This window comes from Bacillus sp. MBGLi79 (assembly GCF_002953915.1).
This window is the reverse complement of record NZ_CP026521.1, coordinates 4,524,177-4,538,156: the sequence shown is the minus strand read 5'-3', so window position 1 is coordinate 4,538,156 and position 13,980 is coordinate 4,524,177. Positions and strand designations below refer to the sequence as shown.

The 13,980-nt window shown below is 44.1% G+C and carries 15 protein-coding genes and 1 other annotated feature; of the genes, 8 read left to right on the top strand and 7 right to left on the bottom strand.

What is annotated here, in order from left to right; genetic code table 11:
• Positions 1 to 8: 8 nt before the first annotated feature.
• From dltB to C1T29_RS23140, 3 genes are read right to left on the bottom strand one after another with little or no spacing between them, the layout of a single operon-like run.
• Entirely contained in the window at positions 9 to 1,196 is a 1,188-nt protein-coding gene (gene dltB / locus C1T29_RS23150) for a D-alanyl-lipoteichoic acid biosynthesis protein DltB (RefSeq protein ID WP_014665890.1), read from the bottom strand.
• On the bottom strand, positions 1,193 to 2,704 hold the full coding sequence (gene dltA, locus C1T29_RS23145; protein WP_103749219.1) for a D-alanine--poly(phosphoribitol) ligase subunit DltA: 1,512 nt from the start codon (positions 2,702 to 2,704) through the stop codon (positions 1,193 to 1,195). The genes dltB and dltA overlap by 4 nt, the downstream gene beginning before the upstream one ends.
• A 17-nt stretch (positions 2,705 to 2,721) precedes the next feature.
• Complete coding sequence (locus C1T29_RS23140; RefSeq protein WP_003227330.1) at positions 2,722 to 2,871, bottom strand: teichoic acid D-Ala incorporation-associated protein DltX; 150 nt, start codon at positions 2,869 to 2,871, stop codon at positions 2,722 to 2,724.
• Positions 2,872 to 3,020: 149 nt separating this feature from the next.
• Between C1T29_RS23140 and C1T29_RS23135 the strand changes: the two genes are divergently transcribed.
• The 6 genes from C1T29_RS23135 (at position 3,021) to C1T29_RS23110 (ending at position 7,652) form a co-directional block, all read left to right on the top strand.
• Positions 3,021 to 3,155, top strand: a complete 135-nt coding sequence (locus tag C1T29_RS23135; protein WP_052438131.1) for a hypothetical protein — start codon at positions 3,021 to 3,023, stop codon at positions 3,153 to 3,155.
• Between the two features lie 161 nt (positions 3,156 to 3,316).
• Positions 3,317 to 4,252 carry a 1,4-dihydroxy-2-naphthoate polyprenyltransferase gene (locus C1T29_RS23130; RefSeq protein ID WP_103749220.1) on the top strand — a complete coding sequence of 312 codons (936 nt, stop codon included), beginning with the start codon at positions 3,317 to 3,319 and terminating at the stop codon, positions 4,250 to 4,252.
• Positions 4,253 to 4,391: 139 nt separating this feature from the next.
• Positions 4,392 to 5,024 carry a GTP pyrophosphokinase YwaC gene (gene ywaC / locus C1T29_RS23125; protein ID WP_103749221.1) on the top strand — a complete coding sequence of 211 codons (633 nt, stop codon included), beginning with the start codon at positions 4,392 to 4,394 and terminating at the stop codon, positions 5,022 to 5,024.
• A gap of 137 nt (positions 5,025 to 5,161) precedes the next feature.
• Positions 5,162 to 6,355 carry an MFS transporter gene (locus C1T29_RS23120; RefSeq protein ID WP_103749222.1) on the top strand — a complete coding sequence of 398 codons (1,194 nt, stop codon included), beginning with the start codon at positions 5,162 to 5,164 and terminating at the stop codon, positions 6,353 to 6,355.
• A gap of 6 nt (positions 6,356 to 6,361) precedes the next feature.
• On the top strand, positions 6,362 to 6,745 hold the full coding sequence (locus C1T29_RS23115; protein ID WP_069150568.1) for a carboxymuconolactone decarboxylase family protein: 384 nt from the start codon (positions 6,362 to 6,364) through the stop codon (positions 6,743 to 6,745).
• Positions 6,746 to 6,812: 67 nt separating this feature from the next.
• Positions 6,813 to 7,652: a helix-turn-helix transcriptional regulator gene (locus tag C1T29_RS23110; RefSeq protein WP_095431093.1), complete on the top strand. Its 840-nt coding sequence runs from the start codon at positions 6,813 to 6,815 to the stop codon at positions 7,650 to 7,652.
• 46 nt (positions 7,653 to 7,698) lie between these two features.
• Here the strand turns inward: C1T29_RS23110 and ywaD are convergent, their stop codons facing one another.
• The 3 genes from ywaD to ywaE all read right to left on the bottom strand — a co-directional run bounded on the left by ywaD (position 7,699) and on the right by ywaE (position 11,229).
• On the bottom strand, positions 7,699 to 9,066 hold the full coding sequence (gene ywaD / locus C1T29_RS23105; RefSeq protein ID WP_103749223.1) for an aminopeptidase YwaD: 1,368 nt from the start codon (positions 9,064 to 9,066) through the stop codon (positions 7,699 to 7,701).
• 155 nt (positions 9,067 to 9,221) lie between these two features.
• Positions 9,222 to 10,463: a tyrosine--tRNA ligase gene (gene tyrS / locus C1T29_RS23100; RefSeq protein WP_095431094.1), complete on the bottom strand. Its 1,242-nt coding sequence runs from the start codon at positions 10,461 to 10,463 to the stop codon at positions 9,222 to 9,224.
• Positions 10,464 to 10,504: 41 nt separating this feature from the next.
• Positions 10,505 to 10,719, bottom strand: a binding site (T-box leader).
• On the bottom strand, positions 10,714 to 11,229 hold the full coding sequence (gene ywaE, locus C1T29_RS23095) for a tyrZ transcriptional regulator YwaE (RefSeq protein ID WP_071582428.1): 516 nt from the start codon (positions 11,227 to 11,229) through the stop codon (positions 10,714 to 10,716). (Overlaps the previous feature by 6 nt.)
• Positions 11,230 to 11,379: 150 nt before the next feature.
• Between ywaE and C1T29_RS23090 the strand changes: the two genes are divergently transcribed.
• Together C1T29_RS23090 and C1T29_RS23085 are read left to right on the top strand one after the other, a co-directional pair.
• Positions 11,380 to 12,093, top strand: a complete 714-nt coding sequence (locus C1T29_RS23090; protein ID WP_071582427.1) for a YwaF family protein — start codon at positions 11,380 to 11,382, stop codon at positions 12,091 to 12,093.
• A 109-nt stretch (positions 12,094 to 12,202) separates the two neighbouring features.
• Complete coding sequence (locus C1T29_RS23085) at positions 12,203 to 13,063, top strand: glycosyltransferase family 8 protein (protein WP_014665877.1); 861 nt, start codon at positions 12,203 to 12,205, stop codon at positions 13,061 to 13,063.
• A 52-nt stretch (positions 13,064 to 13,115) separates the two neighbouring features.
• Here the strand turns inward: C1T29_RS23085 and sacY are convergent, their stop codons facing one another.
• Positions 13,116 to 13,958: a transcription antiterminator SacY gene (gene sacY / locus C1T29_RS23080; RefSeq protein WP_095431096.1), complete on the bottom strand. Its 843-nt coding sequence runs from the start codon at positions 13,956 to 13,958 to the stop codon at positions 13,116 to 13,118.
• Between the last annotated feature and the right edge of the window lie 22 nt (positions 13,959 to 13,980).

Here is a 13,980-nt window from a genome sequence, read left to right as displayed (position 1 = left end):
AATCTCCTTTAATGGTGGTGATGAAATGGTTTTCCTGAGAAAATATAAAACCCGAAGCAAACGAAATGGAACGTGATCACAATAGCAAGAATGGTTGTCCAGCGGTTGGACGGCAGCCATTTATATTTCTTATTCCACTTCTCGAAAAAGTTGTAACATGTCATCAGCACGGCGTGATAAAGGCCGTAAATGATATATTGCGGCGCAAGCCCGTGCCAAACCCCCATCAGCATAAACAGCAGGAAATACCCGATGTTTGAGACAGCCATGCGGTTTTTGATCCACTTTTTCTTCGTCATCCAAAATACGAATCTCATAAACACATAATCTCTGAACCAAAATGACAGAGACATATGCCAGCGATTCCAGAAATCTTTAATATTTTTACTGATAAACGGTTTATTAAAGTTTTCTGGAGATTTAATGCCCATAATGTAGCTGACCCCGACGGCAAACATCGTGTAGCCGGCGAAATCAAAGAATAAATACATGCTGTAGCCGTACATGTACAGCAGGTTCCCAAGAATCTTATTGTGCGTGATTGCGTGAAGATTCATGATGAAGTACGTATTGATCGCGTAGCCGATAATAAATTTATACAGGAAACCGATGAAGATTTTATGGATCCCCGTATACAGCAGGTCGGCGTATTCTTCTTTCGTCCAAGCCTTTTGTTCATCCTTGACGAATCGGCGGTATCTGTCGATCGGACCGGAGGAGATCGTCGGGAAAAACAGGATGAAATACAGCAGTCGGTGCAATGGCAGCTGTTCTTTCAGCAGTCCGTCTCTTGCTTCCATAATCAGCTGAACGCCTTTAAAGGTTAAATAAGAGATCCCTAAAAAGCTGATCAGGTTATGCGGCGGATGATGCGGCTGCGGGTGTGAAAGAAACGGCCATATTTTTGACAGAAATAAAGGCAGAATCGACGCGATAACAGCCCCGCAAAACACAAAGCCGCTGTTCGCTTTCTGCCGGTATGCCAGATAGCCGCTGACCAGGAGCACCTGCCATATTGTAAACAGGCACAGTGCAATGACCCCATGTAAGTCGTGCGAAAAAATTAAAGCCAATATAATGATAGATATGAACATGTTGTATGCTTGAAATCTTTTTCCGTTTAAGCCGAGGATGATCGTCGGCAGGAGAAGAATGCCAAGCAGTATAAAGAATAAAAACGAGCTGTAAGGCGTCATACAAGAACCTCTTCGCCGATGCGTTTTCGGTCAATTTTGCCGTTAGCCGTCATTTGAATGTGATCCTGATAGATAAATTTTCTCGGGATCATATATGCCGGAAGAAAAGCGGCAAGCTCTTTTTTAATAGCGCTTGTCAGCTGGAATTCCTTCTGGAAATCATGCTCCTCAGGCACAATAGCAGCGATCAGGTACTCAACTGTTCCGTTTGGCTGATAAGGAATCACGACAGCAGAGCGAACGTACTGTGACTGTCTGACATGAAACTCGATTTCCTCCAGTTCCATTCGGTAGCCGTGAAGTTTAATCTGAAAATCCAAACGCCCTTGGCAGAAAATCTGTCCATCTTGAATAAAGCCGGCATCGCCAGTCCGGTATGCCCACTGGCCTTCATGAGAGAAAAACGCTTTTTCCGTCAGTTCCGGCTCACCAAGGTAGCCTCGGCTTACGCTCGGTCCTGCAATGACGATTTCCCCTTTTTCTCCATCAGGAAGCGGCTGTCCCTGTTCATCCATAATGAAAATGTTCATATCTGGTTTGGCGAAGCCCACTGGAAGCGATTCGCTGCAGCTGATCACGTCATCCGTAATTTCAACCGATGTGACAGCCACTGTCGCTTCAGTCGGGCCGTACGTATTAAAAATCTTTGCTTTCGGAAAACGCTCAAGCAGCGCTTTTGCCACAGAAACGGGAAGAACCTCTCCGCAAAACATAAATGTGTCCGCACCAGGCAGCAGGTCCTGTGAAAAACCCGGGTCCATCAAGCACATTTGCACAAAAGAAGGTGTTGATGTCCACACATTCAGCCCGGACTTCTTCAGCTCTTCAAATAAGATTTTCGGCTTATTCACAGCATCCTTTGTCACGCAATGTAAAGTCCCGCCTGATTGCAGGCACGGATATAGGTCCATGACAGATAAATCAAATGAGAATGGCGCTTGGTTTAAAAATGTTTTTCCGCCGTTGACTGGGAAGTCTGCACAAATCCAGTCTGTGAAGCTTTGAAGGTTAGAAGCGGAAATCTGCACGCCTTTCGGATTTCCTGTGCTTCCAGAAGTGTAAATGATATAAAACGTTTCGTGTTCTTTGACCCATTGATCTTCGGTGACAGAGCCGCCTTCGTTTTCCAGCAGTTCTTCCGCTGAAACGGCTTGAATCTGCTGGCTGACTGCATCAATTGGAAGTCCGGCTGCATGGATCAGCAACTCTGCTCCAGAGCTTTCGATAATTTTCGCAATCCGTTCAGCCGGAATGGACAGATCAACCGGAATATAAGGATGTCCCGCTTTGACGCTTCCCAAGAAGGAAACGATCATGTGCGGCTCCATATGGCCGTACACAAGGATAGGAGATTTCTTTTCCCCAGAAATGCGTTTTTGGATCGCGGCAGCCGCGCGGTCAGACTGCTCCCATAACTCCTGATACGTGAGCGACTGGCCTTGAGAGCGGAAGGCATCGGTTTGCGGATAAGTTTCCGCATGTGTTTGAATAGCATGTAAAAGTTTCATAGTTATTCTCTCTCCAATTAGAAATCGTTATAAATATATGAACCGGTATTCGCGGTGTGAAAACCATACATAAAAAACAAAACAAGCAGTATCATCAAATAAAAGCCTGTATGACATGTCCACTTGACAGCGGGTTTTTCATACAGCTGTTTCATTAATTGCAGCATATCAAAAATTCCCTTCCCGTTTTTTCGACAATCACATGATTATTTGACGATCAGATGCTCAAAAAGTTTCATTTTTTCCCTAAACTCCCTCAAATTAATATATCGGCGTCTGTTTTTAAAAATGAATCTTTATACCTACAGGGGCAAGAATGGAATGTTTCGAGCTGATTCATAATAAAGGAAAAGATACATGGAGTCAAAAGATCTTTTTAACTTTTAAAAAGCGTAATGTACTTAAAAAAATTTTTCTGTACCTGTTCGATCAAGTGGAAGCAGAAACCTAATGAAATCGGGGCGGAAGCGTATAATAAGAAAGAAAACGCCTTCTTGCGGTATCTTGTGAAATAAGGGAGAAGTCATTATGATAGATAAGGAAGCAAAAGGAGTTTTTTATTAAGCTGCCGGCTGAAAAAAAGTAAGCCTTTTAATAGAAAGGAAGAGGAAGATGAACCAAACAAATAAGGGTGAGGGTCAGACAGCGCCGCAAAAAGAAAGCATGGGGCAGATCCTTTGGCAGTTAACCCGTCCTCATACGTTAACCGCATCGTTTGTGCCTGTGCTGCTCGGAACCGTTTTGGCGATGTTTTATGTGAAGGTTGATCTGCTGCTGTTTTTGGCTATGCTGTTTTCCTGCCTATGGATCCAGATTGCGACGAACTTATTTAATGAATACTATGATTTTAAACGCGGGTTAGATACAGCAGAATCAGTCGGAATCGGAGGGGCAATTGTACGCCACGGAATGAAGCCCAAAACGATTTTGCAATTAGCCCTCGCATCATACGGGATTGCCATTCTGCTCGGTGTCTATATTTGTGCCAGCAGCAGCTGGTGGCTCGCTGTGATCGGCCTCGTCGGCATGGCAATCGGCTACCTGTATACAGGCGGGCCGCTGCCGATCGCGTACACGCCGTTCGGTGAATTATTCTCAGGCATTTGCATGGGTTCGGTGTTTGTGCTGATTTCGTTTTTTATTCAGACAGATATGATCAACACGCAAAGCATTTTGATCTCGATCCCGATTGCGATTCTTGTCGGCGCGATTAATTTGTCAAACAACATTCGCGATATTGAAGAGGACAAAAAAGGCGGCCGCAAAACATTGGCGATTTTGATGGGGCATAAGGGAGCTGTTACTCTGTTAGCTGCGTCGTTTGCCGTCGCTTATATTTGGGTTGTCGGCTTGGTTCTTACCGGTGCCGCAAGCCCTTGGCTGTTTGTCGTCTTTTTGAGCGTGCCTAAGCCGGTTCAGGCAGTGAAGGGCTTCGTCCAGAAAGAAATGCCGATGAATATGATTGTCGCAATGAAATCAACAGCCCAAACAAATACATTTTTCGGATTCCTGCTCTCAATCGGTTTATTGATCAGCTATTTCCGATAAAAAAAAGACCGCTCGTTTCGTGCGGTCTTTTTTGTTACAATCGACCGCATTTTGTAAAAAAATTCATAGAACCTTGCAGCTGACAGGGACGTCTAGTACATGGACAGCGGATAAAGTTCCGTTAAAGGAGATGACGAAAATGGATTTATCTGTAACACATATGGACGATTTAAAAACAGTAATGGAAAATTGGAAAAATGAATTATTAGTTTATAAATTTGCGCTAGATGCACTCGATACAAAGTTCTCAATTATCAGCCAGGAATATAACCTCATTCACGGACACAACCCGATTGAACATACAAAATCCCGTGTCAAAAGCTTTGAAAGCATCGTGAATAAGTTAATGAGAAAGGGCTGCGAAATTACGACGAGGGAAATGAAGGAGCATATTCACGACATTGCCGGCGTGCGCATCATCTGTTCCTTTATTTCTGACATTTATAATGTCGTAAATGTGTTGAAGCAGCATGAAGATTTGAGAATCGTAAAGGTAAAGGATTATATCCAGACACCCAAACCGAATGGCTACCGAAGCCTGCATTTAATCATTGAGGTGCCTGTGAATTTAACGAACCGTGTGGAATATGTCAAAGCAGAAATTCAAATCCGGACGATCGCGATGGACTTCTGGGCAAGCCTTGAACATAAAATTTACTATAAATTGAACAATGACGTTCCTAAGCAATTAACAGATGAGCTGAAGGAAGCCGCGGAAATCGCCCATTACCTAGATGAGAAAATGCTGGGGATTAAGAAAGAAGTGGATTGATTAACAAAATGTTTTACAAAAGCGAAGCCTGACAGGGTTTCGCTTTTTTGCTTTGTAGTACTTTTTATACCAGTATAAACTCACTTCTGTTTCCATGATTGAACCTGCTTTATCATGCATGAAGAAAGGAGGTAAACATGAACCATTCCATTTCATTATCGAGAGGTTTGATTTTTCTTATAGCGGTGACTTGCGGGTTTACTGTAGCTAATGTCTATATCAATCAAACATTGCTTGTCAGCATGGCAGGCACGTTTCATGTGACGTCGGCACAAGCTGGAATGATTGCTACATTGGCGCAGATTGGCTATGCGGCGGGGAACTTGCTGCTTGTTCCATTGGGAGATCTATTTGAACGCCGCCGCTTCATTGTGAGCCTGCTATTTTTAGTGGGGGTTTGTTCGGCCGCTTCAGCGTTAGCTGTAAGCTTTCCATGGCTAGTGATCACAAATTTATTATTGGGATTCTTTACGATTATTCCTCAAATCCTTGTGCCGTTTGCGGCAGGTTTAGCAAATGACAGGAACAGAGGGAAAGTACTCGGAAACGTAGCCATCGGCTTGGTTTGCGGAATTTTAGGGGCGAGAGTGGTCAGCGGGGCGATAGATGCCCATTATGGCTGGCGCGTGATGTATTGGATTGCCTGTGCAGCAGCCGTCATCATTATGTTGATCATTCACTTCTGCTTTCCGAAAAGCAAAGGGACACATGCATTTTATTACGGAAAACTCATTTCTTCATTATTTCCCCTTTTGATCAAGGAGAAGGTGTTAAGAAAAGCATGTGTAAACCAAGGCTTCATGTTTGGGGCCTTCAGTTTATTTTGGACGGCGTTAGTGTTTATGGTGAGTGAACCTCCATTTTCGTTTGGCAGCCAGACTGCCGGAACAATCGGTTTGGTGGGAATTGGCGGGGCTTTTGCGACTCCGCTGATCGGCCGGATTATTGATCAAAAAGGAGCTGCTTTTTCCAACAAGCTTTGTATGTCTTTTACCTTATTGTCATTTGTTTTATTAATGGCAGGCCAGACTTCATTGATTGTGATTGTATTGGGCGCTTTATTCATCACCATGGGCATTCAGGCGAATCAGGTGGCGTGTCAGGCGGAGATTTTCCAATTGTCGGCTGAAATGAGAAGCAGATTGAATGGCATCTTTATGGTCAGCACGTTTTTAGGCGGCGCCTTGGGATCGTATGCAGGGGGTGCAGTCTGGATGCTGTTTCATTGGAACGGCGTTTGTATTGTGGGGATGATCATGGTCGGTATTGCCTTCAGTTCAAGGATTACCATAAATCGTACGACTAAAAAAGCGATATTGGAAGGGAGATAGAAGCTGGTGCAAACAAGTGAACGTTATAAAAAAGGGTTAGATATTCTGAAACAAATTGATGAGGAGAACTATGAAGCGATCGTGGACAATTTTAAACATTCCATCGCTCCTGACCTTGGTGTGCTTGCTGTGGAGTTTAACTACGGTCAGATTTTTTCAAGACCAGGTCTTGATCTGAAATCCAGATTATTAGCAACCGTTGCTGGATTAACTGCATTGGGCAATACCCAGCAGCTAAAATTCTATATTAACGGAGCCCTGAATGTCGGATGGACACAAGAAGAACTCATAGAAGTGATGATGCAGATGATTATTTACTCAGGTTTCCCGAATGCACTGAATACCATTCTTCCTGTGGCCGCGGAAGTATTTGCAGAACGAAACAAATAATATAAAAACCTTCTCCTTTTTATGTAGAATACTAATAGGAAATTCTATGCAGAAGGAGAGTGTGTATGTGGACAGTATGGCAGAAAAACGGAAAGAGCTAGGGGAGTTTTTAAAACTTAAAAGGGCACAGATTTCTCCGCAAGAGTTTGGATTGCCTATGGGCACCAGAAGGAAAACGACAGGCTTGAGGAGAGAGGAATTAGCCCAGCTGTCCGGTATAGGTGTCACATGGTACACATGGCTTGAGCAGGGAAGGGATATTCGGGTATCTACACAGGTACTGGAAAGCATATCGAGAGTGCTCAAATTGAATTACGAGGAAAAACGCCATGTCTTTCTGTTGGCGGGCCATCATGTTCCTTTAGATGATCAGGATGAAGAAAATAAAAGCCTTCCTCTGGCTGTACGGCACTTTATTGATCATTTAACCAATTGCCCTGTTTATGTGACTGACGAAAAGTGGGATGTTATTGCTTGGAACACAGCAGCTTGTGCTGTGTTCGGCAATTTTGGCCAAATGAGCAGAAAGGAAAGAAACGCCATATGGCGATGTTTCACCTCGAAGGAGTATCGGAATCTGCTTGACGACTGGGAAAGCCACGCCAAAAAACTGATCGCACAGTTTCGATCGACAGCCAGCCGGTTTCTTGGGGAAGCATGGATAAAAGAGCTGATCGATGAGTTAACTGAAATAAGCCCGGAATTTAAAAAATGGTGGAACCACCATGAAGTATTAGGCACACACGCAGGAGAAAAAGTACTTCATCACCCGGCAGCCGGAACAATGGTGATGGAGCATATGACATTACAAATATACGATTCTCCTGATTTGAAACTGACCATTTATCGGCCGTTAGAAAAAGAAAATACAGTTGATAAACTGAAAGCTTTACTTATAGACGGCTAAACAGCTGATCATTATAAAAAAGACGGCACCCAAGCCGTCTTTTTTTTTATTTGATATCTTCATAAATGTCAGATGCTTTGGCCTTCATTTGTTTCTTATTGGTTTTCGGTTTCTTCTCTTTTTTCACAGCCTCATAGACAGCGGCTGTCACAAGGTCGCCTGCTTGCTGGAGGCGGTCCTTGCTGATATGTTCGATCGAGTCTTCGGGGGTATGATACCATGGCTCAACTTCTTCTGTTTCCGGGTCTCCCCAAATAAAGTTGGCGGAATCAATGCCGGCTTCGTGGAATGGCACGTGATCAGATGATCCTCCCTGTGTCAGAGACAGGCTGTCAAACCCTATTTTTTCAGCGGCCGTGTGGCTGGATTCCCAAACAGCGTTCGATTGGCCGTCCAATGTGTTGACATACAGCTCAGACGCTTTTTCCCAGCTTGTGCCTACCATATCTAAGTTGAAGTTCACTTCGCTTCGTTTCAGCTCTTTTTCGGATAGTTGATCTACATAGTGAGAGGAGCCGAGCAAACCGAGCTCTTCAGCGCCGCAAGCGATGAAGCGGATTTCTTTATCAGATGGAACGCTTTTTAAGACACGCGCCATCTCCAGCATAACAGAGGTTCCTGAGCCGTTGTCATTTGCTCCGGGCGAAAAAGGAACACTGTCGTAATGGGCCGTCACGTACACAATGTCTGGATGTTTGATATTCTTTGGTTTTTTGATTCCGATGATGTTCTGGGAGGTTTGGTTTGTGAATGCTTTTAGTTTTAAAGTGGCTTCTTTTTGCTGGGTAAGTGCTTCGCCGTCTTCTTTCTTAATGCCGACGACCGGAATGCCGGCTTTATTTCCCGACAGGTTTGGCGTCATAGGTACGAGGCTTTCTTTGTTGTTATAAATGATGACAGCTTTCGCTCCAGCGGCTTCGGCATTTTTGGCTTTCTCGTAATAAGTCAGGTCTCCTCTGGAAATTAAGGCGATTTTGCCCTTGGCGTCAGCGGTAAAGTCCTTTTGATAGCCCAAGCCTGCATTGTAAAGCGGAGCCGTTAGTCCTTGTTCCTCAGTCGGAGCCGAGCCGGACGCCGCTTGGAGAAGAATATCGCGTCCTTCTGAAGACAGCGTTCCCTCAAGGCGATCAGGAATGTCGAATCGTTGAACCTTTACATCAAGCTTTAATTTTCTCATTGATGAGGTGATCAATAGGGCACTCTTTTTTTCAGCTGCAGTTCCGGCTATTCTGGGGCCGATTGCTTCACTTAGCTGAGAAATGGTAGAGTACGCACGCTTTGCTTTGAATGGAAGCTCGCGCTCGCTATCTGATAGTTGTACAGCGTGCGCCGCAGGAGTAACACTCTGTGCCGGCAAGAGCAGTGTGCCGGCAGTTAAAACAGCCATCGTCATGACAGTCAAAAGCTTTTTCATCAAAAATAAACCTCCCCTAAATGTATGGTTGGGGAATATTTCGGGATGCTAAAGGAGTTTCCTGCAAGATGGAGAGCGTTTTTGAAAAGACAGTGCTTTATACCTGCAAAAAAACGCTTATGAATGAAGGGTCATAAGCGTTTCGGAATATCAGACTATTGGAGCTTTAAAAACTTGCGTTTGCCGACTTGGATGATCATATTCTCTCTTATCTCTGCTTTGGCGTGAACATCTGTTATTTTCTCTCCGTCGATGCGTACACCTCCGTTTTGAATCATGCGGCGCGCCTCGCTCTTCGAAGAGAGGAGCTTCAATGTAACGAGCAGATCGACAATCGCGATTGTTTTCTCGCCTTCCCATTGGACAGACGGAATATCATCAGGAAGGCTGTTTTCCTGAAAGACTGTTTTAAACGAGTGTTCGGCAGCTTCTGCTGCTTTCTCTCCGTGATACATTCGGACGATTGTTTTGGCTAAAAGCATTTTGGCATCACGCGGATGAACTGCGCCGGTTTCTAAGTCTTTCACGAGCTGTTTTTTCTCTTCAAGCTCTAAGTCTGTTGCCAAGTGGATGTATTTTTTCATCAGGCTGTCGGGCAGTGACATCGTTTTTCCGTACATGTCGTTTGGATGTTCGTCAATGCCGATGTAGTTGTGTTTCGACTTCGACATTTTCTCCACGCCATCCAAGCCTTCCAAGAGCGGCATCAGGATGACAACTTGTTTTTCTTTGTTGTATCGTTCTTGGAAATGCCGGCCCATGAGGACATTGAAATGCTGGTCTGTTCCGCCAAGTTCAATATCGCTTTCGAGAACGACAGAATCGTATCCCTGCATCAATGGGTAAAAGAATTCATGAAGCGAGATCGGTTTTTGCATGGCGATGCGTTCTTCAAAGTCGTCGCGCTCCATCAGGCGGGCTACGGTTATTTTGCCTGCCAATTCAATGACATCCTCCAGATTCAATGTTTTCAGCCATTTCGAGTTGTAGTGAAGCTCGACTTTTTCAGGATCCAGCACTTTTCCGAATTGCTGAAAATATGTTTTGGCGTTGTGTTGAACTTCTTCATCAGTCAGCTGCTTTCTTGCTGCTGATTTTCCGGTCGGATCACCGATTTTCCCTGTGAAATCCCCAATTAACAGCTGGACAATGTGGCCGTTTTCTTGAAATTGGCGAAGCTTGTTTAACACAACCGTATGGCCCAAATGTACATCTGGTGCAGACGGATCTAATCCAAGTTTAATTTTGAGCGGTGTGCCTGTCGAAATCGATTTCACGAGCTTTGCCTTTAATTCCTCCGGCGGTATGACTTCGTGGGCGCCTGTCATGTAAAGCTGAAGCTGTCTTTCGACTTCTTTTTGCTGTGCTGCTGTGAGCTGTTCAAATGTTTTCATCACTTTTCCTCCTTTTTTACAAACACAAAAAAGAGCCCATCCCGATAAGGGACGTGGCTCAATGCACGCGGTACCACCCTGGTTGAAGACATCGTCTTCCGCTCATTCGAATAACGGTTTCCCGTTCTTTGCTACTTTTAAGGTTCACAAAGAAAGCTCGGGGAGGTAATTCACGTTTGCCTGTGCGCCGGCTCGCACCTTCCGCCGGCTCTCTGGAACAGGGAGACAAACCCTACTGGATTCCTGTCAAAGCTTATGGTGTATGAAGATTGTCAGCTACCTTTCTAAGCAGCCCTGTCAATGTTTTCTGTTCGTCCTTTGTCATTCCCCCTATGAGCTCTGTTTCCCCTTTGTGAAACTCAGGGTAGAGTTCTTCGATCGCTTGTTTGCCGGAATCGGTGATGGAGACAAACACGAGTCGCCGATCTCTTGTGTCGATGCTTTTACGGCAAAAACTCTTTTTTTCAAGTGTTTTGATCACGTTGCTTGCTGTAGCTGTAGATATCCCTGACAGCTCAGCGATTTTTCTTGTTTCGAGCGCTCCCCATACCCATAGATCATAAAGAATGGAGAAAGCGGTCCAAGAAAGGTTATAGGAAGAAAGAACCTCAGTCTCCATTTTGACACGGAGCCTTTGCGCAGACCGATACAGATTCGTAGCGATCGAAATGGCTTCCAGGTTGAGTGACTCGACGGGCATTTGTTTGAGCTTAGAAAGTGTATCGTGTTCTTCCTTCCGAAGCTGCTGATGTCGATGTGAACGTTCCATTTTTTAGGCCTGCCTTAAATTATCAGAATCATTAGCTATGAAACGAATTGTAACAGAGTCTGATGTGAACTTCAAGCCCATATATCGGTTGAATAAAAAAAGCCCAAACAACGCCAAAATAAACAAAAAACCGCAAACGGGGGTGCAGTTTTGCAAAAGTATGTTCAATCCGTCTATAAGCATGATCCATTTCATCTGTTTTCGACAGAGCATGTGGTAACGCTAGCGATTATCGCTCTTTTGGCCGTTCTGTTGTTTCTGTTTCAAGATGGGATTAAACGGTCTAAGGCCAGCCGGTTTTTGCGTTTTTTGTTTGTGTTTCTTTTGCTTGGTTCGCAAATCGGCTATCAAATATGGATGATCGCCACGGGCAGGTGGTCAGTGCGCACTTCATTGCCTCTCCAGCTTAGTGACCTGTCGGTGTATTTGTCAGCCATTATGCTAGTGACAAAAAGCAGAAAGCTGTTTGTATTTTTGTTTTTTGCCGGCATTGGCAGTTCGATTCAGGCTCTTGCCACTCCCGACCTCGGCATGTATTCTTTTCCGCATATCCGATATATCCTCTTTTTTATTTCGCACGGGTCCGTGTTTTTATCCTGTCTGCTGATGGCGGTGATTGGCACATACAGAATGGGCCAGCGCTCGTTATGGGTGACTGTCCTGCTTGTCAATGTGTACGGCGTCTGCATTTACCTGATTGATCGATGGCTTGGCGCGAATTATATGTATTTGACGAAAAAACCGGGAGGATCCTCTCTCTTGGATGTTCTCGGGCCATGGCCGTGGTATATCGTCTCGGCTGAAGCCATCACGATCGCCAGCTTTTTCATTCTTTATTGGCTTTATCGCATCTTCAAAAAATGACACCTTTTTTGTTGTATCACACATTCTGTTTTAAAAAATGTCGGAGAACGTGTTTATTTTTTTGAAAAAGGGTATGTAACTTGTACAACAAAAAGGGAGATGAATACCATTGAGGAAAGATGAAATCATGCATATCGTATCATGCGCAGATGATAATTATGCTCGTCATTTGGGTGGGATGTTCGTTTCTTTATTGACCAATATGGATCAGGAGAGAGAGGTTAAATTATACGTCATTGATGGCGGAATTCAGCCTGATAACAAAAAAAGACTGGAAGAAACTACTTTGAAATTCGGCGTGCCGATTGAGTTTTTAGAAGTGGATACCAACATGTATGAACATGCTGTAGAGAGCAGCCATATTACAAAAGCAGCGTATTACCGTATTTCGATTCCCGACTTAATTAAGGATGAAAGCATCAAACGAATGATTTACATCGATTGCGATGCGCTTGTCCTAGAGGATATTTCAAAGTTATGGGACTTGGACATTGCGCCATACACCGTTGCCGCTGTTGAGGATGCGGGGCAGCATGAACGCCTGAAGGAAATGGACATCACTGATACAGGGAAGTATTTTAACTCAGGTATCATGATTATTGATTGTGAGTCTTGGAGAAAGCAAAACATCACAGAAAAAGTCATCAACTTTATCAATGAACACCCAGACGAAGATTTTCTTGTGTTGCACGACCAAGATGCACTGAATGCGATCTTGTATGATCAGTGGTATGAACTTCATCCGCGCTGGAACGCTCAAACCTATATCATGTTAAAGCTGAAAACCCCACCGACTCTGTTAGGGCGGAAGCAATATAATGAAACGAGAGAAAACCCGGCAATCGTGCACTTCTGCGGCGGAGAAAAGCCTTGGAACTCCAATACAAAACATCCATATCGCGATGAGTATTTCCATTACATGTCGTATACGAAGTGGAATACGATCAGCAATCCGGCGATCAACCAATAATATAGATATAAAAAACGCTTTTGAGATGATCAAAAGCGTTTTTTTGTTTGCTTCAGCGTGCGACTGACCGTTGGTAGAACCGCTGAATATGCATGGCGATGTAGCACAATTCTTTTTCAGGAAACTCAAAGCCGTATTCCTTTTTCACAAAGATGCCGATGCTAAGGGCGCACAGGAAAGCATCCTTAAACCTCTCTTTAATGATGTCGATCATTTCTGTGTCCAACTCATAAATGGATTCGCCCGCTTTGATATGCTGAATGGCAAAGCGGAGATGGGTCACGAGCCGTTCATAGGAGATGGTATCTTCCACGATATTGATAGACAGCTGAATTTCGATAATCTCGATAATATCACGGATCATTGTTGTAATATCTAGCGTTTGGGTCATATCGCCGGCATTGTTTCTTGCTGTGTGGATATGCATGGCAATATTGCCGATTTCATCATCTGGAATGTGAATCCCCAGTTTATCTTTAATCAGTGCTCTGGCCCATAAGCCGATCTGGAACTCCTTCGGATAAAGGACCTTGATTTCATTCAGCAGCGGATTTTTAATGACCATCCCATTGCTCAGGCGTTCAATCGCAAAGGAAAGATGGTCTGAAAAAGCGACATGAATGCGCTCATTGATTTTGATGTTCAGCTCTTTTTCGGCATGAGAGATAATTTGCTCAGAAATCTGAATATGGTCTTCAGGCAATGTTTCTAAAATCTCTTCGAACTGCTTATAGTCAGCTGTATCTTTTCTGATAAAGGTTTTTTCTATTTTTGACGGATCAACAATATCATTCTTCTTTTTGTCGAACCCAATTCCTGCACCCAAGAGAATCTTCTCTTCATTTTGATCCTTTACGACGATAGCATTATGATTTAAGATTCTTTTAATTTTCATAGCTTTTTTGTCCTTTCATCCC